The organism is Stenotrophomonas terrae, assembly GCF_001431465.1.
Lineage (GTDB): Bacteria > Pseudomonadota > Gammaproteobacteria > Xanthomonadales > Xanthomonadaceae > Stenotrophomonas > Stenotrophomonas terrae.
Genome location: NZ_LDJJ01000049.1, coordinates 1 through 25,547 on the forward strand (window position 1 = coordinate 1; position 25,547 = coordinate 25,547).

The window sequence follows — 25,547 nt, forward strand, 5'->3', positions numbered from 1 at the left end:
GGCACTACAGGGTCAGGCCTTTTTCGGCGATACCCACATCGCGATGCGGGCCTGGAACACTTCCACGCCCTTGCTGTCGGTCACCCGCACCAACACCGGCAGGTCGTAGCCGGCGGCGGCACTGACGATGGGAATTTCCGGGCTGGCCACTGCCGTCAATACACCCAGCGCCTTGGCCTGGTACTTCACTTCCATGCCCTTGGGGATCCAGCGCATGTCGGCGGGCAGGCTGGCGTCGACCATGACACCGCCGACCAGCTCGGCCAGATTGCACATGGCAATCGCATGCACGGTGCCGATGTGGTTGCTGATGCGGCGGCGCTGGCGGATCACGCCTTCGCAGCGGCCCGGTTCCAGCACGGTGATCAGCGGCGAGATGCTGGCGAAGTAGGGCGCCTTGAAGCACACCGCGCGCGAGAACAACCAGTTGCCGGCGGGCCAGCGGCTGAAACGGCGGTACAGCGAAAGCAGCGGAGCGGTCATGGTGTGGATTCCTGAAAGAAAAACGGCGGGCACAAGGCCCGCCGTCGGTGTTGCGTGTGGCTTGGTTTACGCGGCCTGCTGCGGCTGCGGGCGCTGCTTGCCCGGCAGGTCGTAGTAGCCGGCCGAACGCAGTTCGTGCGGTTCGAAGTCGTCCACGGTGATCGTGTCCATGGTCAGCTCGCGCAGTTCTTCCAGCAGCTTGCGCTCGTCCTGGGTGATCACGCCCTCGGCCACGGCCTCGTCCAGCTGGCTGGCGAAGGTCAACGCCTCGATGCCCTTGGTCTTCAGCGCCTTGATGAACTTGCGCTCCACCGGCTCGGCCATGATTGCCTTGGACAGGTAGCTGTTGATGCGGCCGCCCGGGTTGTTCTCGCACGGGGTGAGGAACACGCCCTGGGCCAGGCGGTCACGGGCTTCGCCCGGGGCCATCAAGGTGGCGGCAACGCGACGGCTCAGGCGATCACCCGGTGCTTCGGCACGACGGCCGAACGGGAAGATCAGCGCCCACATCAGCCAGCCGATCGGACGGATCGGGAAGTTGCGCAGTGCAGCCGACAGCGACTCTTCGATCTTGTGCACGCTGTCGTGGAAGGCCCAGGCCAGCAGCGGCTGGTCGGCCTGCGGCGCGCCTTCGTCGTGGTAGCGCTTGAGCATGGCGCTGGTCATGTAGATGTGGCTGAGCACATCACCGAGGCGGCCGGACAGCGATTCCTTGAACTTGAGCTTGCCGCCCAGCGTCATCATCGAGATGTCGGCCATCAGCGCCAGGTTGGCCGAGTAACGGTCCAGCTTGCGGAAGTAGCGGCGGGTGTAAGCGTCACCCGGTGCAGCGCCGAAGCGCGCGCCGGTCAGGCCGAACCACAGCGAACGCACGGCGTTGGAAATGCCGAAGCGGACATGGCCGAACAGCGCCTGGTCGAATTCGCGCAGGCCAGCCTTGCGGTCTTCATCCTGCGCGGCCTTCATTTCCTTCAGCACCCACGGGTGGCAGAGGATGGCGCCCTGGCCGAAGATCAGCAGCGAGCGGGTCATGATGTTGGCGCCTTCCACCGTGATGGCGATCGGCGCGGCCTGCCAGCTGCGGCCGGCGAAGTTGCGCGGGCCCAGGATGATGCCCTTGCCGCCGATGACGTCCATCACATCGGAAATGACTTCGCGGCTCATGTTGGTGCAGTGGTATTTGGCAATCGCCGACGGCACCGACGGCACGTCACCACGGTCAACCGCGGCCGCGGTGGCCTGCGACAGCGCGCTGATTTTGTAAGCCTTGCCGCCGATGCGGGCCAGCGCTTCTTCCACGCCTTCGAAGCGGCCGACCGACAGGCCGAACTGCTTGCGGATGCGTGCGTAGGCACCGGTTACCACCGCGCCAGCCTTGGCACCGCCCGAAGCGGTGGAGGGCAGGGTGATGGAACGGCCAACGGCCAGACACTCGTTGAGCATGTTCCAGCCCAGGCCACGCTTCTCGGCGCCGCCGATCAGCTGGCTCAGCGGGATGAACACGTCCTTGCCGCGGATCGGGCCGTTCTGGAAGGTGGAGTTCAGCGGGAAGTGGCGACGGCCGATTTCCACGCCATCGGTGTCACGCGGCAGCAGTGCCAGAGTGATGCCGATGTCCTTGGTATCGCCGAGCAGGCCGTCCGGGTCGTACATGCGGAAGGCCATGCCGATCAGGGTCGCGACCGGGGCCAGGGTGATGTAACGCTTGTCGAAGGTCAGCTTCAGGCCCAGCACTTCCTCGCCCTTCCACATGCCCTTGCAGACGATGCCGAAGTCGGGAATGGAGGTCGCATCGGAGCCGGCAAACGGACCGGTCAAACCGAAGCAGGGCACTTCCTGGCCGATGGCCAGACGCGGCAGGTAATAGTCCTTCTGTTCCTGCGTGCCGTAATGGTTGAGCAGCTCACCCGGGCCCAGCGAATTGGGCACGCCGACGGTGGAACTGACCACGCTGGAAACCGAGGCCAGCTTCTGGATCACCTTGTGGTGGGCCAGCGCGCTGAAACCCAGGCCGCCGTATTCCTTCGGGATGATCATGCCGAAGAACTTGTTCTTCTTGATGAACTCCCACATTTCCGGCGGCAGGTCCGCGTAGACGTGGGTGATCTCGAAGTCGTTGACCATCTTGCACAGTTCTTCCACCGGGCCCTCCATGAAGGCCTGTTCCTCGGCGGTGAGCTGCGGCTTGGGGTAGTTGAGCAGGATGTTCCAGTCCGGGTCGCCGGTGAACAGCTCGCCTTCAAAACCGACCGAGCCGGTTTCCAGGGCAATGCGCTCGGTCTTGGACAGCGGCGGCAGCACCTTGCGGAACACGCCCATGAATGGCGAGGTGATCAGCGGCTTGCGCAGGAACGGCAGCAGCACCGGCACGCTGATCAGAGCGATGATGGCGGCTGCGACGATGATCGCTGTCTGGTTGACGCCGGCAAACCAGCAGACGGCCAGGGCCACCGCGCTGATCAGCGTCCACACCACCAGACGCATGCGGTGGTAGGCAACAAAGGCGCCTGCAAGCAGCAGGGCCAGGAAGGGTACGACGATGCTCATGGACGTGCTCCGGTAACGTGCTCGGTTCGGGCGGACGCTGCGGAAGGCAGGGCGTCCAGATAGTTCAACACGGCGGCGGTAAACGCATTGTTGTCATCGCCGGCCACCATGTGGGTGGCGTCGGGCAGATGGACATGCTGTGCGTGCGGCACCAGCGCCATGAATTCTTCAACGGTCTGCGGCGAGACCAGATCACTGCGGCCGCCACTGACCAGCAACAGCGGGCATTGCACCTTGCGCGCCGCCTCGGCGATCACGTCCTGGTGCTGCTCGCTGTCGCGTGCCAGCTCGTCGACCAGGCGCGGATCCCAATGCCAGCTCCAGCGGCCGTCCTTGCCGGGGCGCAGCAGGGCACGCAACGAATCTTCACTTTTGCGCGGACGGTGCGGCATGTAGACGGCGATGCTGTCTGCAGCTTCTTCCAGCGAGGCGAAACCGTCCGGGTGCGCGCTCATGAAGGCAAGGATGCGCTCCACGCCGCGGGTTTCCCAGCGCGGGGTGATGTCGACCAGCACCATCGCCGAGAACAGGCCCGGCCAGCGCGCTTCGGCCATCAGGCCGAACAGGCCGCCCATCGAGGCGGCCACCAGCACCGGCGGGCGCGGCAATTCACCGGCCAACACGATCAGGTCATCGGTGAATTGATCGCCGTGATAGGGCAGGTCGCTGGCGTTCCAGTCCGAATCGCCATGGCCGCGTGCGTCGTAGCTGAGCGTGGCATGGCCGGCCGCATTGAGCGCTTCGGCAGTAGTGGTCCAGGCGCCGCGGGTCTGGCCGAAGCCGTGGGCGAACAGGATGCCGGGCTGTTTCCCGGGGTTGCGGGATGCCCCAAGGCCCGCGCCATGCGCGCCTTCAAGGCGGATTTCTTCAGTAATAGCGGAGAAGGATAGTGGCGTAACCATACCTGATGGTATGGAATGGTCTGAATGGCTGTCAATACCCAAGGGTATGGAAACGCCGCGACGGGCAGGTAGTGCTGGTCGGCCTGATCAATTATTTGCCAGTTTGCCCGTGCATTTGTCCTCCACATACTGCAACCAGTCCCCGCCGTATGGTTAAATCTGCCCATGAACGATTCTTCAGTTTCCAGCACTGAATCCCGCAGTACGCGGCACAGCCGTCTGAGCGCGGATGACTGGGCGCAGGCAGCATTGGATTTGATCGCCGAGCAGGGCGTTGGCGCGGTCGCGGTCGAGCCGCTGGCACGCCGTCTTGGTGTGACCAAGGGCAGCTTCTATTGGCATTTCCCTTCACGCGATGCGCTGCTGCAAGCGGCCTTGGAGCGTTGGGAGGTGGTGGAGCAGCAGCAGGTATTCGGCAGCCTGGAAGAGGTGCCGGATCCGCGCACGCGGCTGCGCGCGCTGTTCCAGCTGGTGGCCCATGAGGTCACCCCGCATGTGATCTACAGCGAGTTGCTCAAGGCGCTGGACAATCCGATGGTGCGGCCGGTGATCGACCGTGTCTCGCAGCGGCGCATGGAATACCTGATCGCCTCGTTCCGCCAGGCCGGGCTCAGCTCCACCGATGCACGCCATCGTGCGCGTCTGGCCTATGCCGCCTACGTCGGCTTCCTGCAGCTGTCGCTGCAACTGCAGCAGCCCAAGCAGGCGCGCGAGGATTTCGAGGCCTATGTCGAGCATGTGATCGAGACCTTGATTCCGAACAGCTGAGTCGCTTGATCGCTGCGCAAAAGAATAAGGCCACAATGATGTGGCCTTATTCTTTTGCGCGCTTTTCATCCAACAAAAAACCACGGCCCCGAAGGGCCGTGGTCTGTTTCCGGGAACTACCTGGCTACGATCAGAACTTCTGGTTGTAGCGCATGTAGAAGAAGCGGCCCGGGATTTCGTACTGCGGGTCGAACGAGTTGGCGAACGTGGTGTAGGACTTCGGCGGGTCACGATCGAAGGCGTTGTTCACGCCGACGGTGATCTGGCCGTTCCACGGGGTCTTCCAATAAGCGCTCAGGTCGGTGTAGGTAACGCTCGGAATGTGACGCTGCGGATCAGCTTCGCCACCGCGGCCGATGTGGTCTGCATCCGAACACAGGCGGGCGAAGTTGCCGCCGGTGTAGTTTGCACCTGCGCAGTCTTCGACCTGGCTGGAGTAGTAGCGGGCCGAAGCGGTTGCGCCGAAGTCACCCAGCTGCCAAGCGACCAGCAGGTTGGAGCGGATACGCCAGTAATTGTCACGGTCCAGGTAGTTGCCGACGCGGTTATAACCTTCGGTCACCGGATCTTCGATGGTGTAGCTGGAGGTGTAGGTGCTATCCCAGACGAAGTTGAAGCTGCCGAAACGGGTATCCGGCAGGCGGTAGCCGACGGTGAAATCCCAGCCTTCCACTTCCATGGTGCCCACGTTGTTCGGCACGGCCAGCATGTTGGAGATCTGGCCAGTCGTGTCGCGGGTGATCATGCTGCAGATATCGCTCACGCCCTGCGAGTAGCAGGCGTCCAGCATCTGCTGGGCGGTCTGGGCGTAGATGGCGTCTTCGATCTTGATGTTCCACCAGTCGAGTGCGATGTCCAGGCCCTGCACGAAGCTCGGGCTGTATACGAAGCCCAGCGTCTTGGAGACCGAGGTTTCCGGCCCCAGCTCGGGGTTGCCGCCAACGGTGGTGCGGATCTGCGAGTTGGACTGCGTATATGCAGGCACGCCGGCGCAGCTGGCCGGAGGCGAATTCGGGTCATCACCGATAACGCCGGCGCACGGATCGGCGACGTCTTCGAAGGTGTCGCTGACGCCGGAGTACAGCTCGCTGATCGACGGAGCACGGAAGCCCTGCGACCAGTTACCGCGCACCATCAGGTCGTTGATCGGCTTCCAGCGGAAGCCGAACTTGCTGTTGAGGGTGTCGCCGAAATTGCTGTAGTCGGAGATACGGGTCGCAACGCTGAAGTCGAGCAGCTGGGCGCCGGTCACGCCGGACAGCAGCGGGATTGCCAGTTCCAGGTAGGCTTCATCGAGCTTGTAACCACCAGCGGTAGCGGTACGCGAGTTGCCGGTGGTGTCGCCGGAGTTGATCAGGCCATCCGGATCATCGAAGCCCGACTCGTCACGGCGTTCGACGCCGGCCGAGAAGGCAAGTGCGCCACCCGGCAGATCGAACAGTTCGCCGCCGATGTTGGCGTAATAGGTCTTCTGCTCGTAACCGTAGACGTCGTGCGCGGTGAAGCCTGCGTACTTGATCATGTCCGGGGTGAGCGAGCCGGCGCCGCTGAGCATGTTCATCGGCACGCAGCCGTCGATCGGCGAGGCACTGGTACCGCAGCGTGCGCTGCCGTCGGTGTCGATGAACGACGGGCCCAGCGCGTTGCGCAGAGCGGAGATGTTGAAGAAGCCCGTGGTGATGTCGGTCTGGTCGTTCTTGCCGTAGAACATACCGGCTTCCCAGTTCCAGAAGCGGGTGCCGACTTCGAAGTCACCTTCGAATGCGCCGTTGAACCCGTAGGTCTTCACGTTCTGCTTGTAGATACGACCACCGGTCTCCGTCGCGCGGTACTGGATGTAGTCGATGTCGCGGCCGGTTTCGTTGTAGATGTTGTCTTTGCTGATGACGATGTTGGCACCGTTGGTACCCGGTGCGGCGCGACCCAGCACGATCGGCATTGCGGCCAGGATCTGCTCGGACTTACGCTCGTTGTAGGTAACGGTGGTCTTGAAACGGACGTTGTCGGTGATCGACAGGCCGGCATCGGCAAACAGCGAGGTGCGCTCCTGCGGGGTGACCAGCAGGTTGCCCGGGGCGTGGTTGAAGCTGTCGGCCGAGGTGTACGGACGCCATGCGGCGCCGCCATTACCGGTGACGAAGTAGCCTGCGCTGCCGTCCGGACGGGTGGATTCAAACTTCGGTGAGCCGTCGGCATTGACGCCAGTCTGGGCGTAATAGCCGAAGCGGCCATCCGGGGTGGTGCTGCTGTTGCCGGTGTTCGGCAATGAGCCGAAGGCCGGTACTGCCGAGATCGCGCGGTCGCCTGCCCACACGGGCTCTTCCTTGACGTAGCCAACACCGACGGTGGCATGCCAGCGATCGCCGCTGGAGCCAATGGTGAAGTCATACGATTCACGGCCGCCGTCGCCCTTGTCGTACTGGCCGTAGTAAGCGTTGGCTTCGGCGCCGTCGAAGTTCTGGCGCAGGATGATGTTGACCACACCGGCAATGGCGTCCGAACCGTAGATGGTCGAGGCGCCGTCCTTCAGGACTTCGATGCGCTCCACTGCAGCGGTCGGAATGGTGTTCAGATCGACTGCACCACCCAGGCCGGTACCACCGACCCAGCGGCGGCCGTTGACCAGAACCAGCGTACGGCTGGAACCCAGGTTGCGCAGGTTGACGCGGGTTTCGCCGTTGCCACCGTTGTTGTAGGTGCTGTTGAGGCTGGAGCCGTTGGTGCTGATGTTCTGGATGATGTCGCCGATCGAGGTCTGGCCCTGGGCCTGGATCTGCTCGCGGCTCATGGTGAACACCGGCTGCGAGGTTTCCACGTCGGCGCGCTTGATGCGCGAACCGGTGACTTCAATCTTGTCCAGCGTCTGCGTGCTGTCCTGGGCGAAAGCGGCGCCTGCCGGCATCGCACTCGCAGCCAACGCGATGATAACTGCATCGCGCAGTTTCGTGGTCTTGCACTTCATTGGGTTCTCTCTCTCTGCCAAGTGGACTTGGTATAGCTGGGTTGGCCGCTGGTGGATCCGAAAAGCGGATCCAAAACCATGGGCTTGGGACCGATAGTACTTGCGACTGCAAATAAATTAAAGATTGGTTAATGAAGTTGTGGAACTCGCTCCAATTCAGCAAAGCCGATACGGCGCTGCAGGCCGCTGAAATGGCAGCTTGGCGGGAGTTGCCGCGGGCAGGCGGGTGTGCTCCGGACTTGCGCTGGCAGAGGTTTGCGTGCTGAAAATGCTGCAATGCAAAACGCCCCGGCAGGCGGGGCGCTGTGTGGATCAGGGCAGGGAGGTTTACAGGTCCTGTTCGTAACGGACGTACGGGATTGCGCCGTCGTCGTTGCTTTCGTTACGTGGTGAGAACGGGTTTTTGCCGCGGGTGATCACGTTTTCCGCGCCAACCGTGAGCTGGCCGCTCCATGGCGTGCGCCAGGTGATGCCCAGGCCCAGGCCTTCCCACTTGCCACTTTGCCCGGGGGCGTCGACAACGCGGCCGATGACATTGGCGCTGAAGGCGCCGTAGCCGCCGCCCACGGTCAGGCTCTTGCTGTCCCATTGATCGACCACGGCCGGAGCGGCGTCGGTCAGCGGAACCAGCCGGGCCTTGGCGTAGGTGCCGCCAATGGAGACGAAGCCTTCGCGGCCGATGTTCTTCTGCCCGAATACGGTCAGGTCATTCTGCTCGACCCGCGCCGCGCCGCTTTTGTTGCCACCGGACAGCCACGCAGGCAGCGTGTCGCGGCCGGTACCGGCGCTTACCCCGACGCGCCCACCCGGGCGGTTGAAGGCGGTGGTTGCCGAGATATGACGACCGTTGTTGTCGTCGTCATCGCCCAGGCTGGCCAGCATGCAATGGCTGGCGAGGCCGCCAATGCTGCTGCCACGGCTGCTGTTGCAGAGCAGGCCAAGCGAGTCACCCGAGGACAGACCGAAAGCGGCGTCCAGCGAGCTTTGGCCGAAATTCCAGCGCGCGCCCACATTCTGGGTGCCGGTGGGTTCCAGATAAAGCAGAGCTTCAACCTTGCCGCTACCGCGGTTCCATACCGGCAACACGGTGCTGTCCATGGCGCGCGGCTTGCTCTGCGCATGCGCGCCCGCAACCACCCCAAGGGCGATCATCAAGGCAAGCGGTAGGCGCAATAAGGCGTTCATGGACTCAGTGAGACCCCGTTGGCGCCAGGAAGTTCCCGGCGCGTGAGTTCTCGATCCTATGCGGTTTATGGTTTCTTAACAAGTCTTCGCCCTCCCCAGAACGTAACTCGTTGGACCGTTATTGCAGCCGCTCGGGAGCGGGCTGGTTGGCCGGTGTGGAACTGAACAATACGCCGAATTCTGCTAATGGGAAGTGATATTCCTGACCGCAGAACTCGCAGCGGACCTCGACCTGCCCGGTGGGCTCGGCCGCGGCCCGGGCTTCTTCCTCGCCAAGCGACTGCAGCATGGCGCTGACCCGCTCGCGCGAGCAGGAGCAGCCGAAGCGCAGGGGCTTGTCGCCGACCAGTTGCGGGTTCTCCTCATGGAACAGGCGGTGCAGCAGTTCGGCGCCGGGCAGGGCCAGCAGTTCGTCGCGGCCGAGTGTGTCAAACAGGGCGCCGGCGCGGATCCAGCCGTCTTCATCGCCTTCGTCGCCCGGCAGTTTCTGCAGCAGCAGGCCGGCGGCGTGCTCGCCATCGCTGGCCAGCAGCAGGCGGGTCGGCAACTGCTCGGAATGGCGGAAGTAGTCCTCGAAGGCGTCGTCCAGGCTGTCGCCGGTCAGCGCAACCAGGCTCTGGTAGCGCTGCGGTTCGCGCGGGTCCAGGCCGGGGTTTTCAATGGTGATGGCAAGCAGGGCGTCATCGCCGAGCTCGCCCAGCGTGGCCGGGGCGTCTTCGCCGTCGTTCAGCTGGACGATGCCGCGCAGGGTGCCGGCCGAGGTGCATTCACTGAACAGTGCGCGCAGGGCGCTGCTGCTGCGAAGCTGAATGGACAGCCGCCCGTCGACCTTGGTATGGCCGGTAAACAGCGCCGAGGCCACGCTGGCCTCGCCGAGCAGGCGCGTGGCGGTGGCCGGGTAGTCGCCGTGCGAGAGGATGTCGCGCCAGGCCTGGCCCAGCCGGACATGGACGCCGCGCACGCCGGCGGCGGGCAGGAGGAAGCGGACAAGCAGATCGGAGGTGTCGGTCATGGGGTTGCATCTACGCGAGGTGGGGCCGGTGCCGGATAATGCGCCGGACAAAGAGTCTTGCAAGGTGGATATCAATGGGGGCGGAGCAGGCCGAGCTCAAGGTGGAGCAGGGGGCGGGGAGCAAGCGCCGGCGGCGTTGGCTGCGGCGCTTGTTGTGGGCGCCGGTGGTATTTGCCGTGTTCAGCGTGGTGCAGGTGCTGGTCTTGCGCTTTGTCGACCCGCCATTTTCCACGGTGATGCTGTTCCGCCAGGTGGAAGCGGTGGCGCAGGGCGATTGGAAGTTCCGCCTGCATTATCAATGGTGTGATCTGGAGGATATGGCGCGCAGCGTGCCGATATCGCTGGTGGCGGCGGAGGACCAGCGCTTCCCCGAGCACAATGGTTTCGATCTGCAGGCCATTGAGAAGGCTCGCCAGCACAACGAGCGCGGCGGGCGCCTGCGCGGCGCCAGCACCATCAGCCAGCAGACCGCCAAGAATCTGTTCCTGTGGCAGGGCCGCAGTTGGCTGCGCAAGGGGCTGGAGGTCTGGTACACGGTGTTGATCGAGGCGCTATGGCCGAAGCAGCGGATCATCGAGATGTACGCCAATGTCGCCGAGTTCGGTGACGGCATCTATGGGGTGCAGGCGGCATCGCGCAGTTATTGGGGCAAGGATGCTGCACGCCTGAGCCCTGCCGAAAGCGCCCGCTTGGCCGCGGTGCTGCCATCGCCGCGGCGCTACAACGCAGCCAAGCCGGGTCCCTACGTGCAGCGGCGTGCGGCGTGGATCCAGCGGCAGGCGCGCCAGCTGGGTGGGGCAGACTATGTTGATGATGCCAATTGAATACGCAGCTCTGGGTAGACTTGTTGCATGAGCCAGCCTGAACGCCTGACCCTGCTGATTACTGCCTTCAATGAGCAGGATGTGTTGCCAATGCTGCATCCGCGCTTGTGTGCGCAGTTGCAGGCGTTGGTGGGCAGCGTCGACGGCCGCATTCTCTATGTCGATGATGGCAGTACCGATGCGACCTGGGCGGTGATGCAGCTGTTGGCAGCGCAGGAGCCGCGGGTTTCGGTGCTGCGGCTGTCGCGCAACTTCGGCAAGGAAATCGCGCTGACGGCGGGCCTGGACTTCATTGACGACGGTGCGGTGATCCTGCTGGATGCCGATGGGCAGGATCCGCCGGAGCTGATTCCGCAGTTCGTCGCGTTGTGGCAGCAGGGCTATGACGATGTCTATGGCACGCGCCTGGAGCGCGGCGGTGATGGCTGGCTGAAGCGGTTCACCGCAGCAGTCTTTTACCGGGTGATGGGGCGCTTGTCGAAAACGCCGATTCCGGCCGATACCGGCGATTTCCGTCTGCTCTCGCCGCGGGCATTGGCCGGCCTGCGCCAGCTGCGTGAACGCCATCGCTTCATGAAAGGCCTGTTCGGTTGGGTGGGTTACAAGCGCATCGCGCTGCCGTACCGGCGCGAGCCGCGTTTGGCGGGCAGCAGCAAGTTCGGCTTCTGGAAGCTCTGGAATTTCGCGCTGGAAGGAATAACCAGTTTCTCCACCGCGCCGTTGCGGGTGGCTACCTATCTGGGCCTGTTCACCGCGGCCGGGGCGTTCGGCTTCGCTGCCTGGGTGATCGGCAAGGCGGCGCTGTATGGCGACCGGGTTGCCGGTTGGCCAACGATGATGGCCGCGATCCTGTTCCTGGGCGGGGTACAGCTGATCGCGCTGGGCCTTATCGGCGAGTACCTGGGCCGCCTGTACATGGAGGCGAAACAGCGGCCGTTGTACCTGGTGGATACATGGCAGCCGGCGAACGTGGCAGTATCTGCCCCATCCGCCAGCGCAGGAGAACGCCATGCAGACCGTTCGACAGTTGCTTGGGGCCAAGTCCCCTGAAATCCACGCCGTGCCGCCGGATGTGGCGGTGGTACAGGCAATCCGCCTGATGGCCGAGAAGGGCATCGGCGCGGTGCTGGTCATGGAGGGGCGCCGGCTGGTGGGCATCCTTTCCGAGCGTGACTACGCGCGCAAGATCGTCCTGATGGACCGCTCCTCGGCAAGCACCCCGGTACGCGAAATCATGACCGCCGAACTAGTCACCGTGGCCCCCACGGTGACCGTTGAGCAATGCCTGGAACTGGTCACCAACCGCCGCATCCGCCATCTGCCGGTAGTGGACGGTGATGAGGTGGTGGGCGTGATCTCGATCGGTGACCTGGTCAAGTCGGTGATCGAGGCGCAACGCCGTGAACTGGGCCAGCTGCAGCAGTACATCACCGGCACCTGAGTGCTTCGGCGCTACCTGGCATAGCGCCCGCCACAATCGGCATCCTTGCCCGGCCCGGTTTCGATGGTGGCCAGCAGCGCTGCGGGCGGGGTGATGCTGGCCAGGGTCAGGGCGATCGCGCCACGCAGTCCCAGTGCCTTGAAGTCGGGGCGGAATGAGGGGTCCTTGAAGCTGCCGCCAATCCGCAGCGGCGAGCGCAGGGCGAGGATGCTGACATCCTTGGGGCGCGGGCGCAGCAGCAGGTCCAGTTGTTCCTGCTTGAGGTTGATGCTGCCTTCGCCGACGACCAGGGTGTCGGTGGTGTCGAACGCCAGGGCACGCGACTGCATGCGGCCGTTGCGCACGCCGAAGTCACCGAAGGCGCAGCGCAGCGGAATCTGCTTGTCGCCGGTGAACAGGAACTTGAGCGATTCCGCTACGTCCAGCCCGGCCAGTTCCATCAGCAGGTTGCCGATATGGCCGCGGCCCATGCCCAGCGCTACATCACCGTTGCTGCTGCCGAGCATCGCGGCGATGGAGTTGCCATTGCCGCTGAGGCGGATGTCGCCACTGATGCCGCCCGATGCCTGCTCGGCCAGTTTGGCATCGGGGAAAAGCTGGCCCAGCTGGATCCTGCGCAGGCTGGCAGTGAGCGTGGTGCTGATCTGCGGGCGCCGTGCATCCATGCGGATGGTGCTGCGGATATCGCCACCGGCGACGCCGAAGTTGAGCGGCTCCAGCCGCAGCACGCCGTTGTCCAGCAGCAGGTGCGCATCCATGTCGTCCAAGGGTAGCGTGGGGGCATTGATGTGCTGCGCCTTCCAGCGCACATCGGCATCCATCGCGCGCAGCTTGGTCAGGTTGTAGGGCTTGTCCGGCAATACCGTTGGCTTGGCGGCGAGCTGGGCGGCCTGTGCTTTTTGTTCGGCATTGGCCGATTCCTCGCCGCCGGTCTTTGGCGGTGCACCGATGAAGCCGGCAAGGTCATCGAAATCCAGGCGTTTGGACAGCAGGTTGGCGGTCAGCCGCGGACGCTCGCCGGCGACGTCGATTTCGACATCGCCGGCCAGGTCGCTGTCGCCGACGCGGCCGTTGAATTTCTCGTAGCGCCAACGTTCGTGATCGCGCTTGAGCTGCCCATCCAGGCGGTAAGGCGGCGAAGAAGGAATAGCGATGCCGATGAGCGGGTACAGGTCTTCCAGATCCTGGCCGCTGAGCTGGAACTGCAGGTCGAACACCTGGAACTGGAAGGGATTGGTCAAGCTGCCGCTGGCGATGGCGTGGGTAGGGCCGGCGCGGGCATCGAGGTGGATGCGGAAGGGGTGCTCGCTGTTGCTCAGTTCCAGTGGCGATTCAGTGCCGCCTTTCAGGGTGAACGCCGCGCCCCGCCATCGCCCCTTGCCCTGGATCAACAGCGGCGGTGCGGCATCGGCCTGCCTCGGGTTGCCGCTGCGCACGTCCAGATCGATGTGGGTGCGGCCGAGCTCATCAAGGAACTGCAGGCGACCGTCGCTGATGCGCAGGCGTTGCAGTTGCGGAGGGTTGCCGCCACCGCTGGCAAGGAAATTCCAGTTGCCAGGATCGCCCTTGCGCGCTGCGGTCTGCAGCAGCACGTCGGGGCGGCTCAGGCGGATCTCTGGAATCTGCACGCTGCCGCGCAGCAACGGCCAGATGCGGATATCCAATTCAACGCGGTCGGCGGTGGCCATCTGCGGTTGCGTGGCCCAGCTGGCATTGGCGAAGCGGATGGCATCAGCGCGGACGGTGGTGGTGCGGCCAAGATCCACATCGAGATTGCCTATATGGAGGGCGCGGCCGGTGCGGGCCTGCACCGCGCGTTCCAACGGTGCCTTGAACCAGTTCCAATCCCACAAAACGATCAGCACGATCAGCGCAATCAGTACCGCGACAGCAGCAATCAGCCAGTGCTGGCCGCGTTTGCCAGGGCGCCGCAGTCGCCAACGCGACATGGCTGGCGTAGCCGGGGGCGTGGAAGTATTCACGCCCCCATCGTGGCGTGGCCCGTGTTCACATCACGCGAAGCGCGCATTGAGGCGATGTGCAGGGCGCGTTGCCGGAGTGTTGGGGCGTGATGCTGCGCCTACAGGATCTGCGCGGTCACCGAGACGAAGTGACAGACGCTGCCGGCGATCACGAACAGGTGCCAGATCGCATGCGAGTAGGGCAGTTGTTCACGGTGATAGAACACGGTGCCCAGCGTGTAGAAAACGCCACCACCAAACAGCCAGCCCAGCGTCCAGCCATCAATCGAGGCCCACATCGGCTTGATCGCCACGATCACCAGCCAGCCCATGGCGATATAGATCGCGGTGGAGAGCTTCTTGAAACGGCCGGTGTAGAACAGCTTGAACACCACGCCGAACAGCGCCAATGCCCAGATCGCGATGAACATGCCCCAGCCCCAGGGGCCGCGCAGGCCGATCAGGGTGAATGGGGTATAGGTGCCGGCAATCAGGATGTAGATCGCGCAGTGGTCGAAGATCTTCAGCCGGCCCTTGGCCACCGGGTGCTGGATGGCGTGGTACAGGGTGGAGGCGGTGTAAAGCAGCAATAGCGCCACACCAAAGACGATGGCGCTGGCCAGTTGCCAGCCATCGCCGTAGATCGCGGCCAGGGTGATGAGGACGGCGCCGCCAGCCAGTGCGCTGACCGCGCCCAGACCGTGGGTGAGGGCGCTGGCGACTTCTTCGCGGATCGATGCAACGGTTGCAGTCATGGGCGTTGATGGCGCGGGCTGGGGGGAGGCCCGGTGCCCGCTATCATCACCCCGAATGGCGGCGTGTGCACGCCGCCATCGAACCTAGGCCACCGAAACCGTGTGCGCGGCTTCACGGGTTGCCGAGAAACGCACATCCGGTGCGCGTTCCTGCGCCAACTGCAGGTTGACCCGGGTCGGTGCCAGGTACACCAGATGGCCGGCGGCATCGATGCTGAGGTTGCTGGCGTTCTTCTCGCGGAACTCTTCCAGCTTCTTGGCATTGCTGCAGCTCACCCAGCGTGCGGTGATGACCGACACCGGCTCGAACACCGCTTCCACGCCGTACTCATCCTTCAAACGGTAGGCGGCCACGTCGAACTGCAGCACACCCACCGCGCCCAGGATCAGGTCGTTGCTCATCAGCGGGCGGAAGAACTGGGTGGCACCTTCCTCGGACAGCTGGGCCAGGCCCTTCTGCAGCTGCTTGAGCTTGAGCGGATCCTTCAGGCGCGCGCGGCGGAACAGTTCCGGGGCGAAGTTGGGGATGCCGGTGAAGGTGACGGCCTCGCCTTCGGTGAAGGTGTCACCGATGGAGATGGTGCCGTGGTTGTGGATGCCGATCACGTCGCCCGGCCACGCCTCGGCGGCGATCTCGCGGTCGCTGGCCATGAAGGTCAGCGCATTGGCCAGCTTCATTTCCTTGCCGGTACGCACGTGGAAGGTCTTCATGCCGGCGGTGAACTTGCCCGAGCACACGCGCATGAAGGCCACGCGGTCACGGTGCTGCGGGTCCATGTTGGCCTGGATCTTGAAGACGAAGCCGGTCAGCTTTTCTTCCTGCGGCGCGATGTCGCGGCCAGTGGTGGCACGCGGCTGCGGTGCCGGTGCGTGCTTGACGAAGAAGTCCAGTAGTGGCTGCACGCCGAAGTTGTTCACACCCGAGCCGAAGAACACCGGGGTCTGCTTGCCAGCCAGGTAGGCTTCCACGTCGAACGGGTGGCTGGCGCCCTGCACGAGTTCCAGTTCGTCGCGCAGGTCGGCCAGCATCTTCTCGCCGATCTTCCCGGCCAGGCCGGGCGAATCCAGCGACGGGAAGATGGTCGAATCCTGCCGGGTGAAGTTGCGGCCCTGTTCGTACAGGTGCACCTCGCCGGTGAGCAGGTGCACCACGCCCTTCAGACGCGTGCCCATGCCGATCGGCCAGGTCACCGGCGCGCACTGGATGCCGAGCACGGTTTCCACTTCATCCAGCAGCTCGATCGGGTCCTTGCCCTCGCGGTCGAGCTTGTTGATGAAGGTCATGATCGGGGTGTCGCGCAGGCGGCAGACTTCCATCAGCTTGATGGTGCGTTCTTCCACGCCCTTGGCCACGTCGATGACCATCAAGGCCGAGTCCACCGCGGTGAGCACGCGGTAGGTGTCCTCGCCGAAGTCGGCGTGGCCGGGGGTATCGAGCAGGTTGATGATCTTGTCTTCGTACGGGAACTGCATCACCGACGAGGTCACCGAGATGCCACGTTCCTTTTCCAGTGCCATCCAGTCCGAGGTGGCATGACGCGCGGCCTTGCGGCCCTTGACCGAGCCGGCCATCTGGATCGCGCCCCCGAACAGCAACAGCTTTTCGGTCAGCGTGGTCTTGCCGGCGTCAGGGTGGGAAATGATGGCGAAGGTGCGGCGGCGCGCGGCTTCGGAGGCGACTTCGGACATGGCAGGGGCGCCCGCCCGGGCGCATCAGAAACGAATGAACCGGCGATTATACCTGCCGCCAGCCCAGCAAGGATGACCGGCGGGCGTGGTGCTGGGCGATGCTCTGCAGGGGCCTTCCCGGACCTGTAGTGCCGAGCCATGCTCGGCAAGGGGCGTTCAGGCGATACATCAGGGGTTTGTAGGAGCGGCGTGAGCCGCGAAGCCCGCGTGGTGCGTATGACCCCTGTAGTGCCGAGCCATGCTCGGCAGAGGCCTTCAGGCGATACATCAGGGGTTAGTGGGAGCGGCGTCAGCCGCGAAGTCGACAATCCTGAAATCAGAGGCCGGGCGGCCAAGCTCATGGATAGCGAGCTTCGCGGCTTACGCCGCTCCCACAAACGTTAGGGGCCCGGTGGGGTTTTCCCGGTAAGGCCCCTGTCGAGCATGGCTCGGCACTACCGTTCAGGGGGTTCAGGGGACCTGGCGCGGGAACTTCAGCTCGCCGCGCTCGCTGACCATGCGGAAGGGGATCGAGCGCAGCGCCAGCCCGGTATTGGCCTGCAGCACGAAATGCAGGTGAGGACCACTGCTGTGGCCGGTATTGCCGGACAGCGCGATGGTTTGCCCGGCCTCGACGGTCTGGCCGGGGCGGACCTGGGCGCTGGCCGCCTGCAGGTGGGCGTACAAGGCCATGCTGCCGTCGCCGTGCAGAATGCGCAGCAGGCTGCCTTGCTCGCGGCTGTCCACCACCTGCATTACCCGCCCGCCGCGGGCGGCCCGCACTGGCGTGCCTTCGGCGAGGGGGAAATCCACCGCGTACAGGTTCTGCGCGTCGGTATGGCTGTAGTGGCCGGCAAAGGCCTGGCTGACCTGGACGGACGCGCTTTGCACGGGCACCAGATAGAGATGGTCCTGCGGGCGCGCCGCCGGGTCACCGGGAAAGGCATCCAATACCAGCCGCAGCGGCTTGCCCTCATCGGCCAACCACAGCAGTTCGCGCTGCTCGTCAGCGTTCAGCACGGTAGCCGGCGGGGTACGGCTGTCGCCCTGCAGGCGGACCTGCAGCGGCCCGGCCAGCAGATTGCTGACGATGGCGCTGCGGCCGCCAGCGCGTGGCTGCAGCTTCAGGCTGGCGAAAGCGTCTGAGCTTGCCGCTGGACTGGCCGGCGTGGTCGCGGCCATTCCCCAGGCGTCGCGCCAGCGGCTGCTGGGTGCGGCGTCGGCTGCATTTGCGCAGCACAGGGCAATGAATAACAGGGCGGAAAGGATGCGGGGCACAGTGCGCGCGTGGTTGGGATGACAGCCGTGATTGTGCCTGTTTGGTTGCTCCGGAAACTTATTCATCTCTTTATGCGAATAAAGCGATTGACAGGTGGGAAGGGCGCTGGCAATGTAGCGTCACCATCGAGACCGGCAGAGGGACAGGCCCTTTGAAGCCGGGGCAACCAGCGGACGCGCAAGCGGCTGCGTTTGGTGCCAAATCCTGCGGTGACCTCCGTGTCCGCCGAAAGATGGTTCGTTCCGTACCTTGCGTACGGCGAACACGAGCTCCGCGAAAGCTCGATGGCCGCTCCTTATCGGATACCGCCATGAGTTTCGCCACCGCTACCGCCGTCCAGCTCGCCCCCGTTGCCCTTGTTGATCGTGCCGACAGCGGCGTTTCCGCTGTACGCGGTGAGATCGAGCTGCAGCTGCGCATGCGTCACGCAGGGCAGCGTGCGCTGCGCCTGCGTTACGAACTGGTTGGCGCGGCCGACGCACCGGTGGTGCTGGTGGCCGGTGGAATTTCCGCGCACCGGCATCTGGCTGCCAATGCTGGCTACGCCGAAAAAGGCTGGGCCGAAGGCCTGGTTGGCGTAGGCCGCGCGCTGGACCCGCAACGCCGTCGCCTGCTTGGCGTTGATTTCATTGGTGCTGATGGCGCGTTGGATGCACCCATCGATACTGCCGACCAGGCCGATGCCGTTGCAGCGCTGCTTGATGCGCTGCATATCGAACAGCTGCATGGGGTTGTCGGCTATTCCTACGGTGCGCTGGTCGGCCTGCAGTTGGCCATCCGTCACCCGCGTCGTCTGCACAAGCTGATCGCGGTCAGTGGCGCGCATCGTCCGCATCCGTATGCCTCGGCATGGCGCGCCCTGCAGCGCCGCGCGGTTGCACTGGGCCAGCTGCAGTGCGCCGAAAGCCATGGTCTGGCGTTGGCGCGTCAATTCGCCATGCTCAGCTACCGCACCCCGGAAGAATTCGGCGAGCGCTTCGATGCCGCGCCGGAAGTGGTCAATGGCCGTGTGCGTGTCGCCGCCGAGGATTACCTCGATGCCGCTGGCGCGCAGTACGTGGCGCGCACCCGCGTCGACGCCTACCTGCGCCTGTCCGAATCCATCGACCTGCACCGGATTGATCCGGCTGCCGTCAGCGTGCCGACCCTGGTGGTCGCGGTTGAAGGTGACCGCTTGGTGCCGCTGTCGGACCTGGTCGCCCTGGTTGAAGGCCTGGGCCAGCGCGGCAGCCTGCGCGTGCTGCGCTCGCCCTACGGCCATGACGCCTTCCTCAAAGAAACCGATCGCATCGACGCGATCCTCGCCACTGCCCTACGCCTGCCCGGAGAAACCGCATGAGCCTTTCCCCCACTTCCGATATCTCCTGCAGCCGTGCCACGGCGGCGGTTCGTGCAGGCATCGACCGCGATACCGCTTATGGCGCGGTAACGCCGCCGATCGTGCTGTCCTCCAACTTCAGCTTTGATGGCTTCGGCAACAAGCGCCAGTACGATTACACCCGCAGCGGCAATCCCACCCGCGATCTGCTCGGTGAAGCGCTGGCCGAGCTGGAAGGTGGCGCTGGTGGCGTTATCACAGCGACCGGCATGGGCGCGATCAACCTGGTGCTGAACGCCCTGCTCGAGCCGGGCGAGCGCCTGGTGGTGCCGCATGATGCTTACGGCGGCAGCTGGCGCCTGTTCAATGCCCTGGCCAAGAAGGGCCACTTCGAGCTGATCACCGCTGACCTGACCGATCCGCGTTCGTTGGCCGATGCGCTGGCGCAGTCGCCCAAGCTGGTGCTGATCGAAACCCCGTCCAACCCGCTGCTGCGCGTCACCGACCTGCGCTTCGTCATCGATGCCGCACACAAGGCCGGCGCCAAGGTGGTGGTGGACAATACCTTCCTGTCGCCGGCACTGCAGACGCCGATCGCCTTTGGCGCGGACGTGGTGCTGCATTCCACCACCAAGTACGTCAATGGTCACAGTGATGTGGTCGGTGGTGCTGTGATCGCACGCGATGCCGAGGTGCACCAGCAACTGGTGTGGTGGGCCAATGCGCTGGGCCTGACCGGCTCGCCGTTCGATGCCTTCCTGACCCTGCGTGGCCTGCGTACGCTGGATGCGCGCCTGCGCGTGCACCAGGAAAACACTCGCGCGCTGGTTGACCTGCTGGCCAGCAGCGAGGCGGTGTCCACGGTGTACTACCCGGGGCTGGAATCGCATCCGGGCCATGCCGTGGCTGCGCGCCAGCAGAAGGGCTTCGGCGCGATGCTGTCGTTCGAACTGGCTGACTGCCAAGGCGATGATCCGTATGCGGCGGTGCGTGCGTTCCTGGATGGCCTGCACTACTTCACCCTGGCCGAATCGTTGGGCGGTGTTGAAAGCCTGGTCGCGCACCCGGCAACCATGACCCATGCAGCGATGACGCCTGAAGCACGCGCAGCCGCCGGCATCAGCGAATGCCTGCTGCGGGTTTCGGTGGGCATTGAATCCAGCCAGGACCTGGTCGCCGACCTGCAGGCCGGGCTGGCACGCGCTGCACAGGTGATCGCCGATGCGCAGCAGGCCGCTGGCAACTGTAAAAAAACGGTGGATGCATGAGCGCCGTACTGCGCCCGCTGGAACAGCCACAGGCGCGGCTGGTGTTGCTGGGAACCGGTACGGTCGGCTCGGCCTTTGTTGCGCGCTATCAGGCGCTGCAGCAGCGCCAGCTGAGCCTGCCGTCGCTGCAGGTGGTGGCCAACTCGCGCATCGCCTTGGCCTGTGAGGATGCGCCGGATGCGGCGTTGTCGCGTGCACGCAATGCGCAGCGGCAGGGCGACACGCCCATCCATCGGCAGGAAGTAGGGCGGCTGCGTGCGGGCGATATCGTGGTCGATGCCACCGCCAGCGAAGCTGTCGCCGCCGACCATGCGCCGTGGCTGGCGCAGGGCATCCATGTGGTGACCGCCAACAAGCTGGGCAATGGCACGGCCTTGGCGCGTGCACAGCAGATTGGTACGGCCTCCGCGGCCGGTGAGGCGCGCTATGGTGATGCGGCGACAGTGGGTGCCGGCCTGCCCTTGTTGCGCAGCATCCGTGCGTTGGTCGCCGGTGGCGACCATGTGCATGCGATCGAAGGCGTGCTGTCGGGTTCGTTGGCGTGGTTGTTCGATCGCTACGACGGTAGCCAGCCGTTCTCGGCCTGCGTACGCGAAGCCGCAGCCGCCGGCTATACCGAGCCGGACCCGCGCATCGACCTGTCCGGCGAAGATGTGCGCCGCAAGCTGCTGATACTCGCGCGTGCTGCGGGCGTGCCGCTGGAAGCGGATCAGATCAGCGTCGATTCGCTGGTGCCGGCGGCATTGGCCGCGCTGGACGCTGCCGATGTCGACGCAGCGCTGTCGCTGCTGGACGCACCGTTGGCTGAGCGCCTGCAGCAGGCGCAGTCTCAGGGTTTGAAGCTGTGCTTCGTCGGCCGCCTTGATGGGCAGGGTGCAAGCGTTGGCCTGCGCGCCCTGCCGCAAGGCCATGCGCTGGCGGGCGGCAGTGGTACCGACAACCGCGTGGCGATCCACAGTGATCGTTACAACACCCAGCCCTTGTTGATCCAGGGCCCGGGTGCAGGCGCTGAAGTAACTGCTGCAGCGCTGTTGGATGATGTGCTGAACATCGTCAATCGCTGAGTGATCGCAGGTCACCCGATAGCGAATCGGGTGACCTGTATCAATGCTGGAATTGGCTCGGTGCGTGGGAATCCCGCCGCGCGGACTTTGAAAGTGGCAAGGCGGCGCAGGGTCTCTCTATGATGCCGGGGTGCGGGCAGTAGCTGCCTGCGCTTGCATCCCGCGCCGGCCGCCTGCCGGTGGCTTTTTCTCCACAGGTGGTTCGTGTCCAAAGGTGTTCTGGTTTCGCTGGCGGCGTCCCTGCTGTTCGGCCTGATGTATTACGCCAGCCCGCAGCTGGCGCCGCTGCAGGGTGGTGACATCTTCGGTTGGCGGGTGTTGTTTGCAGTGCCGCTGGTGGCGTTGATGCTGCACCTGGGCGGTGAGAAGACCCTGATCGCAGATACCTTGCGGCGCCTGCCGGTGGAGCGCCGGCTGTGGTGGGCACTGCCGCTGTGTGCGGGCATGGTCGGTGTGCAGTTGTGGCTGTTTCTGTGGGCGCCGCTGCATGGCCGCGCGCTGCAGGTGTCGATGGGCTACTTCCTGCTGCCCTTGGTGATGGTGCTGCTGGGGCGCGTGGTCTACGGTGAGCGCCTGTCCGTCCTGCAGAAGCTGGCCGTGGCCAGCGCGGCGCTCGGTGTGGCCTGGGCGCTGCTGCGCAACCACGGGCTGTCCTGGGAAATGCTGCTGGTTGCGCTGGGCTACCCAGCGTACTTCCTGCTGCGCCGGCATCTGCACATCGGTCACCTGGGCGGGTTCTGGCTGGAACTGGTGCTGTTGCTGCCGGTGGCCTGGTGGGCAGCGATTGGCGACGGCCAGCAGCTGCTGGCAGCGTTGGCGCACAAGCCGTCCCTGTACGTATTGATTCCGCTGCTCGGGGTGATCAGCGCGGTGGCGCTGATGTGCTACATGCTGGCATCGAAGATGCTGTCCTTCAGCCTGTTTGGGCTGCTCACGTACGTGGAGCCGGTGCTGCTGATGCTGGCGGCGCTGCTGCTGGGCGAGAGCGTCGGCCACGGGCAGTGGCCGACCTATGTGGCGATCTGGCTGGCAGTGGCGCTGCTGGCCGTGGAAGGTGTGCTGAAACTGGGCCGACGCGCTGCTTGAATGCTCAGCCGCGCGCGGCTTTCGACGCCAGTTGCTGCGTTACGGCGTCGCGGCTCATTCGGTTGCCCTCGCTGTCGACGGCGGTGAAATCCACGCCGTTCTCCCATAGCTGTGGTGCCAGCAGCACCGCGATATCTTCGGAGGCGGTCTGCGACTGCAGATTCAACAGCCGCTGGTTGAAGCCGGCCGCGCGCAGCCAGGCGTTGTAGCTGGAGTTGTGCTCGGTGGCAAACTGGACCTGGTAGTGGCACTCCTTGCGCTCAGCTTCGTCAGGGCGCGCATCACATTGCGGGTTCCACTGGTGCAGGCCGATTACCGCATCGGCTTCCAGCTGCCGATTGCCGGCAGCCGCCCACAGCGCCACACACATGCTGGCGCAGTGCGATCGGACCCGGACGGTGAGATTGTTGCGGTTGATCAGCCGCGCCGCTTCCAGGCCGGGATTGGCATAGCCGCCGCCACTGGTGATGTCGATGCGACGTACGCTTGGGTTGGCATCCAGCAGGGCCTTCATCTGCGTGGCGAAGTTCCTGCCGACGCTGCCCTCGATGCGCAATACGCTGCCACCTTCCTGCACCGACATGTGCGCATCGTCGATGTTCGCCATGGTCGTGGACTTCTCGCCCTGGATCACCAGGGAGTCGGAGCTGGCAGCGGCCGAGGCTGGCGCCGTGGCTTCGGTCTGAGGCGTCGCGGCTGCTGTATCGGCAGCTGGCGAGGGCTTTCTATTGCCGAAGTAGTAGGCCAGCAACAGCAGCGCCACCGCAGCGAGGCCGATCTTGATCAAGGCCGCCATGCCGCTGCCAGGCGCCGCGGTGCGTGCGGCCGAGCGCGGGCGTCGTACTGGTGCCTGCTCGCCAGAGTCCTTTTGGTCGTGCATCCGCTCCCCCTGAAGCTGCGTTGTGATGCGCGATTCTGGTGTACCGCCCGGAGATATTGCAATACGTATGCACGGAGAATCGGGAGCAGTCGTTACGAGCACGCCTGTGCTAGTGCGGACGACCGCGCTGACGTCGTTGCCATAGCGCGTGGCCAACGAGAGCCAGCAACAGGACGATGCTCAAAGGAAGGACAAACACCCTGTTGAGCAGCCCCATCCACCAGGCCAGGTCAAGCTGCCAGCTGCTCCAGGCCTTGCCGTTGAGGGCTCTGATTGCCACCGCCATATCCATGCCGGCGGCTGCCGGTGGCGGTGCGCTGAGCTGGCCCGCCAGCCGATAGCGTCCGGGAGAGAGCGGCGGCAGGGGCTGTTTACAACTGACGGTAGCCGTCGACCAGCTGTCCACGCGATGGAAAAGCGCGGTGCCGGAGGCGACCTGCTGCCCGTCGTTTGCCAATAGACGCCATTGCAGCGTGATCGGACCGGTGTCGGCTGTTCCGTCTTTCCACGGAGCGGTGTGGTTCGCGAATTCGGCGTTGCCCAACCGGCCTGGATGGAAATCCAGATTCAACGCCCAGCGTTCCTGCAGGTGGATGTTGACGGGTACATCGAAATCGCCATCGTCGGCGATGGCACCCTGGCCGGGCGCGGCGGTCCAATAACTGCCCCAAAGCCAGCCGGCACCAAACCACGCCAACAAAACTAACAGCAGGCGCCAGCCCCAGCGGGGCCAGCGCCGGTCTAGCTGTGGATCAGCACTCGATGACGTTGACGGCAAGGCCGCCACGGCTGGTTTCCTTGTACTTGTCCTGCATATCGCGGCCGGTGTCGCGCATGGTCTTGATCACCTTGTCCAGCGACACCTTGTGCTTGCCGTCGCCGCGCATGGCCATGCGGCTGGCATTGATCGCCTTCACCGCGCCCATTGCGTTGCGCTCGATGCAGGGGATCTGCACAAGTCCGCCGATCGGGTCGCAGGTCAGGCCTAGGTTGTGCTCCATGCCGATCTCGGCGGCATTTTCGATCTGCCCCGGGTTGCCGCCCAGCGCGGCCATCAAGCCGCCGGCAGCCATCGAGCAGGCCACGCCCACTTCGCCCTGGCAACCGACTTCAGCACCGCTGATCGAGGCGTTTTCCTTGTACAGGATGCCAATGGCGGCAGCGGTCAGCAGGAAATTGAATACACCCTGCTCGTTGCTGCCGGGGCAGAAGCGGTCGTAGTAATGCAGTACCGAGGGAATGATGCCGGCCGCGCCGTTGGTGGGCGCGGTGACCACGCGGCCACCAGCGGCGTTTTCTTCATTCACCGCCAAGGCATACAGGTTGACCCAGTCCAGCGTGGTCAATGGATCGCGCATGGCCGCTTCCGGGCGCGAAGACAGCTCGCGGTACAGCGTGGGCGCGCGCCGGCTGACATTGAGCCCGCCGGGCAGGGTGCCTTCGGAACGGATGCCGCGGGTCACGCAGGACTGCATTGCATCCCATATTTCGCGCAGGCTGGCGCGGATCTCTTCTTCACTGCGCCAGCACTTTTCATTCTCGTACATCATCTGGGCGATGCTCAGGCCACTGCGCGCGGCCTGCGCCAGCAGCTCGTCGCCACTCTTGAACGGGTAGGGGATCGGTGTCTGGTCGGGCACGATGCGGTCATCGGCGGCATCGTCCTCGTTGACCACGAAACCGCCGCCCACCGAGTAGTAGTCGCGGGTGGCGATGATCTGGTCATCGGCGTCATAGGCGGTGAAGCGCATACCGTTGGTGTGGTACGGCAGCTTCTGGCGCTTGTTCATGGCCAGGTCGCGTTTCTCGTCGAAGGCGATCTCGCGCTGGCCCATCAGGTTGATGCGCTTGCTGCTGCGGATGCGCTCCAGCGTGGCCGGGATGATGTCCGGATCGATCTCATTGGGGCGGTTGCCTTCCAGGCCCAGCAGCACGGCCTTGTCGGTACCGTGGCCGCGGCCGGTCAGGGCCAGCGAGCCGAACACCTCGGCGCGGATGCGCACCGTGTTCTGCAGTTGGCCGGGGTCCAGCAGCCAGCGATGGACGAAGCGCTCGGCCGCGCGCATCGGACCCACGGTGTGGGAGGAACTCGGGCCAATGCCGATCTTGAACAGGTCGAACGTGCTGACGGACATGCGGATTCT

At 64.7% G+C, this 25,547-nt stretch carries 21 protein-coding genes and 1 riboswitch; of the genes, 8 read left to right on the plus strand and 13 right to left on the minus strand.

The window, feature by feature from the left end; all coding sequences use genetic code 11:
- Window positions 1-12: 12 nt before the first annotated feature.
- The 3 genes from ABB27_RS14015 to ABB27_RS14025 all read right to left on the minus strand — a co-directional run bounded on the left by ABB27_RS14015 (window position 13) and on the right by ABB27_RS14025 (window position 3,932).
- Window positions 13-483, minus strand: a complete 471-nt coding sequence (locus tag ABB27_RS14015) for a hotdog fold domain-containing protein (protein ID WP_057629402.1) — start codon at window positions 481-483, stop codon at window positions 13-15.
- 66 nt (window positions 484-549) lie between these two features.
- Complete coding sequence (locus ABB27_RS14020) at window positions 550-3,030, minus strand: acyl-CoA dehydrogenase (RefSeq protein WP_057629403.1); 2,481 nt, start codon at window positions 3,028-3,030, stop codon at window positions 550-552.
- Window positions 3,027-3,932: an alpha/beta fold hydrolase gene (locus ABB27_RS14025; RefSeq protein WP_057629404.1), complete on the minus strand. Its 906-nt coding sequence runs from the start codon at window positions 3,930-3,932 to the stop codon at window positions 3,027-3,029. Before ABB27_RS14025 ends, ABB27_RS14020 begins: the two co-directional genes overlap by 4 nt.
- Before the next feature lie 165 nt (window positions 3,933-4,097).
- Here ABB27_RS14025 and ABB27_RS14030 point away from each other — a divergent pair, with 165 nt between their 5' ends.
- The gene (locus tag ABB27_RS14030) at window positions 4,098-4,700 is read left to right on the plus strand and encodes a TetR/AcrR family transcriptional regulator (RefSeq protein WP_057629405.1); all 603 of its coding nucleotides are present in this window, start codon (window positions 4,098-4,100) and stop codon (window positions 4,698-4,700) included.
- A gap of 130 nt (window positions 4,701-4,830) precedes the next feature.
- Here the strand turns inward: ABB27_RS14030 and ABB27_RS14035 are convergent, their stop codons facing one another.
- The 3 genes from ABB27_RS14035 to hslO all read right to left on the minus strand — a co-directional run bounded on the left by ABB27_RS14035 (window position 4,831) and on the right by hslO (window position 9,859).
- Window positions 4,831-7,662, minus strand: a complete 2,832-nt coding sequence (locus ABB27_RS14035; protein WP_057629406.1) for a TonB-dependent receptor plug domain-containing protein — start codon at window positions 7,660-7,662, stop codon at window positions 4,831-4,833.
- A 327-nt stretch (window positions 7,663-7,989) separates the two neighbouring features.
- A complete protein-coding gene (locus ABB27_RS14040; RefSeq protein ID WP_211263715.1) occupies window positions 7,990-8,814 on the minus strand; it encodes an XOO1806 family protein in 825 nt (274 codons plus the stop codon).
- 151 nt (window positions 8,815-8,965) lie between these two features.
- Window positions 8,966-9,859: an Hsp33 family molecular chaperone HslO gene (gene hslO / locus ABB27_RS14045; RefSeq protein ID WP_057629408.1), complete on the minus strand. Its 894-nt coding sequence runs from the start codon at window positions 9,857-9,859 to the stop codon at window positions 8,966-8,968.
- Between the two features lie 74 nt (window positions 9,860-9,933).
- Here hslO and mtgA point away from each other — a divergent pair, with 74 nt between their 5' ends.
- The 3 genes from mtgA to ABB27_RS14060 are packed head-to-tail and all read left to right on the plus strand — an operon-like array spanning window position 9,934 to window position 12,124.
- Window positions 9,934-10,683, plus strand: a complete 750-nt coding sequence (gene mtgA / locus ABB27_RS14050; protein WP_057629409.1) for a monofunctional biosynthetic peptidoglycan transglycosylase — start codon at window positions 9,934-9,936, stop codon at window positions 10,681-10,683.
- A 27-nt stretch (window positions 10,684-10,710) separates the two neighbouring features.
- Window positions 10,711-11,733 (plus strand): glycosyltransferase family 2 protein, encoded by a 1,023-nt coding sequence (locus ABB27_RS14055; protein ID WP_057629410.1) that lies wholly within the window; start codon window positions 10,711-10,713, stop codon window positions 11,731-11,733.
- Entirely contained in the window at window positions 11,693-12,124 is a 432-nt protein-coding gene (locus ABB27_RS14060) for a CBS domain-containing protein (RefSeq protein ID WP_057629411.1), read from the plus strand. The genes ABB27_RS14055 and ABB27_RS14060 overlap by 41 nt, the downstream gene beginning before the upstream one ends.
- Window positions 12,125-12,135: 11 nt before the next feature.
- Here ABB27_RS14060 and ABB27_RS14065 read toward each other — a convergent pair whose 3' ends face one another.
- The 4 genes from ABB27_RS14065 to ABB27_RS14080 all read right to left on the minus strand — a co-directional run bounded on the left by ABB27_RS14065 (window position 12,136) and on the right by ABB27_RS14080 (window position 17,690).
- Window positions 12,136-14,073 carry an AsmA family protein gene (locus ABB27_RS14065; protein WP_057629412.1) on the minus strand — a complete coding sequence of 646 codons (1,938 nt, stop codon included), beginning with the start codon at window positions 14,071-14,073 and terminating at the stop codon, window positions 12,136-12,138.
- 131 nt (window positions 14,074-14,204) lie between these two features.
- A complete protein-coding gene (gene trhA, locus ABB27_RS14070; RefSeq protein ID WP_057629413.1) occupies window positions 14,205-14,840 on the minus strand; it encodes a PAQR family membrane homeostasis protein TrhA in 636 nt (211 codons plus the stop codon).
- 84 nt (window positions 14,841-14,924) lie between these two features.
- On the minus strand, window positions 14,925-16,529 hold the full coding sequence (locus ABB27_RS14075; RefSeq protein WP_057629414.1) for a peptide chain release factor 3: 1,605 nt from the start codon (window positions 16,527-16,529) through the stop codon (window positions 14,925-14,927).
- A gap of 450 nt (window positions 16,530-16,979) precedes the next feature.
- The gene (locus tag ABB27_RS14080) at window positions 16,980-17,690 is read right to left on the minus strand and encodes a M23 family metallopeptidase (RefSeq protein ID WP_057629415.1); all 711 of its coding nucleotides are present in this window, start codon (window positions 17,688-17,690) and stop codon (window positions 16,980-16,982) included.
- Between the two features lie 216 nt (window positions 17,691-17,906).
- Window positions 17,907-18,026, plus strand: a riboswitch (SAM riboswitch).
- A 71-nt stretch (window positions 18,027-18,097) separates the two neighbouring features.
- Between ABB27_RS14080 and metX the strand changes: the two genes are divergently transcribed.
- The 4 genes from metX (at window position 18,098) to rarD (ending at window position 22,523) form a co-directional block, all read left to right on the plus strand.
- Window positions 18,098-19,126, plus strand: coding sequence for a homoserine O-succinyltransferase MetX (gene metX / locus ABB27_RS14085; protein WP_057629416.1), 1,029 nt, complete (start codon window positions 18,098-18,100; stop codon window positions 19,124-19,126).
- Window positions 19,123-20,373 (plus strand): O-succinylhomoserine (thiol)-lyase, encoded by a 1,251-nt coding sequence (locus ABB27_RS14090; RefSeq protein WP_057629417.1) that lies wholly within the window; start codon window positions 19,123-19,125, stop codon window positions 20,371-20,373. The genes metX and ABB27_RS14090 overlap by 4 nt, the downstream gene beginning before the upstream one ends.
- Window positions 20,370-21,437 (plus strand): homoserine dehydrogenase family protein, encoded by a 1,068-nt coding sequence (locus tag ABB27_RS14095; protein ID WP_057629418.1) that lies wholly within the window; start codon window positions 20,370-20,372, stop codon window positions 21,435-21,437. The genes ABB27_RS14090 and ABB27_RS14095 overlap by 4 nt, the downstream gene beginning before the upstream one ends.
- A gap of 204 nt (window positions 21,438-21,641) precedes the next feature.
- Window positions 21,642-22,523: an EamA family transporter RarD gene (rarD, locus tag ABB27_RS14100; protein WP_057629419.1), complete on the plus strand. Its 882-nt coding sequence runs from the start codon at window positions 21,642-21,644 to the stop codon at window positions 22,521-22,523.
- A 4-nt stretch (window positions 22,524-22,527) separates the two neighbouring features.
- Here rarD and ABB27_RS14105 read toward each other — a convergent pair whose 3' ends face one another.
- From ABB27_RS14105 to ABB27_RS14115, 3 genes are all read right to left on the minus strand, one after another.
- Entirely contained in the window at window positions 22,528-23,403 is an 876-nt protein-coding gene (locus ABB27_RS14105; protein ID WP_057629420.1) for a hypothetical protein, read from the minus strand.
- 109 nt (window positions 23,404-23,512) lie between these two features.
- A complete protein-coding gene (locus ABB27_RS14110) occupies window positions 23,513-24,190 on the minus strand; it encodes a hypothetical protein (RefSeq protein ID WP_152984595.1) in 678 nt (225 codons plus the stop codon).
- Entirely contained in the window at window positions 24,156-25,538 is a 1,383-nt protein-coding gene (locus ABB27_RS14115; protein WP_057629422.1) for an L-serine ammonia-lyase, read from the minus strand. The genes ABB27_RS14110 and ABB27_RS14115 overlap by 35 nt, the downstream gene beginning before the upstream one ends.
- Window positions 25,539-25,547: the final 9 nt, after the last annotated feature.

Coding starts and splice junctions, on each gene's coding strand:
- ABB27_RS14115 (WP_057629422.1), bottom strand. CDS start 25,538: ATGTCCGTCAGCACGTTCGACCTGTTCAAGATCGGCATTGGCCCGAGT.
- ABB27_RS14075 (WP_057629414.1), bottom strand. CDS start 16,529: ATGTCCGAAGTCGCCTCCGAAGCCGCGCGCCGCCGCACCTTCGCCATC.
- ABB27_RS14105 (WP_057629420.1), bottom strand. CDS start 23,403: ATGCACGACCAAAAGGACTCTGGCGAGCAGGCACCAGTACGACGCCCG.
- ABB27_RS14030 (WP_057629405.1), top strand. CDS start 4,098: ATGAACGATTCTTCAGTTTCCAGCACTGAATCCCGCAGTACGCGGCAC.
- ABB27_RS14035 (WP_057629406.1), bottom strand. CDS start 7,662: ATGAAGTGCAAGACCACGAAACTGCGCGATGCAGTTATCATCGCGTTG.
- ABB27_RS14055 (WP_057629410.1), top strand. CDS start 10,711: ATGAGCCAGCCTGAACGCCTGACCCTGCTGATTACTGCCTTCAATGAG.
- ABB27_RS14095 (WP_057629418.1), top strand. CDS start 20,370: ATGAGCGCCGTACTGCGCCCGCTGGAACAGCCACAGGCGCGGCTGGTG.
- ABB27_RS14015 (WP_057629402.1), bottom strand. CDS start 483: ATGACCGCTCCGCTGCTTTCGCTGTACCGCCGTTTCAGCCGCTGGCCC.
- ABB27_RS14025 (WP_057629404.1), bottom strand. CDS start 3,932: ATGGTTACGCCACTATCCTTCTCCGCTATTACTGAAGAAATCCGCCTT.
- ABB27_RS14080 (WP_057629415.1), bottom strand. CDS start 17,690: ATGGCCGCGACCACGCCGGCCAGTCCAGCGGCAAGCTCAGACGCTTTC.
- ABB27_RS14065 (WP_057629412.1), bottom strand. CDS start 14,073: ATGTCGCGTTGGCGACTGCGGCGCCCTGGCAAACGCGGCCAGCACTGG.
- ABB27_RS14060 (WP_057629411.1), top strand. CDS start 11,693: ATGCAGACCGTTCGACAGTTGCTTGGGGCCAAGTCCCCTGAAATCCAC.
- metX (WP_057629416.1), top strand. CDS start 18,098: ATGAGTTTCGCCACCGCTACCGCCGTCCAGCTCGCCCCCGTTGCCCTT.
- trhA (WP_057629413.1), bottom strand. CDS start 14,840: ATGACTGCAACCGTTGCATCGATCCGCGAAGAAGTCGCCAGCGCCCTC.
- mtgA (WP_057629409.1), top strand. CDS start 9,934: ATGGGGGCGGAGCAGGCCGAGCTCAAGGTGGAGCAGGGGGCGGGGAGC.
- ABB27_RS14020 (WP_057629403.1), bottom strand. CDS start 3,030: ATGAGCATCGTCGTACCCTTCCTGGCCCTGCTGCTTGCAGGCGCCTTT.
- hslO (WP_057629408.1), bottom strand. CDS start 9,859: ATGACCGACACCTCCGATCTGCTTGTCCGCTTCCTCCTGCCCGCCGCC.
- ABB27_RS14090 (WP_057629417.1), top strand. CDS start 19,123: ATGAGCCTTTCCCCCACTTCCGATATCTCCTGCAGCCGTGCCACGGCG.
- ABB27_RS14040 (WP_211263715.1), bottom strand. CDS start 8,814: ATGATCGCCCTTGGGGTGGTTGCGGGCGCGCATGCGCAGAGCAAGCCG.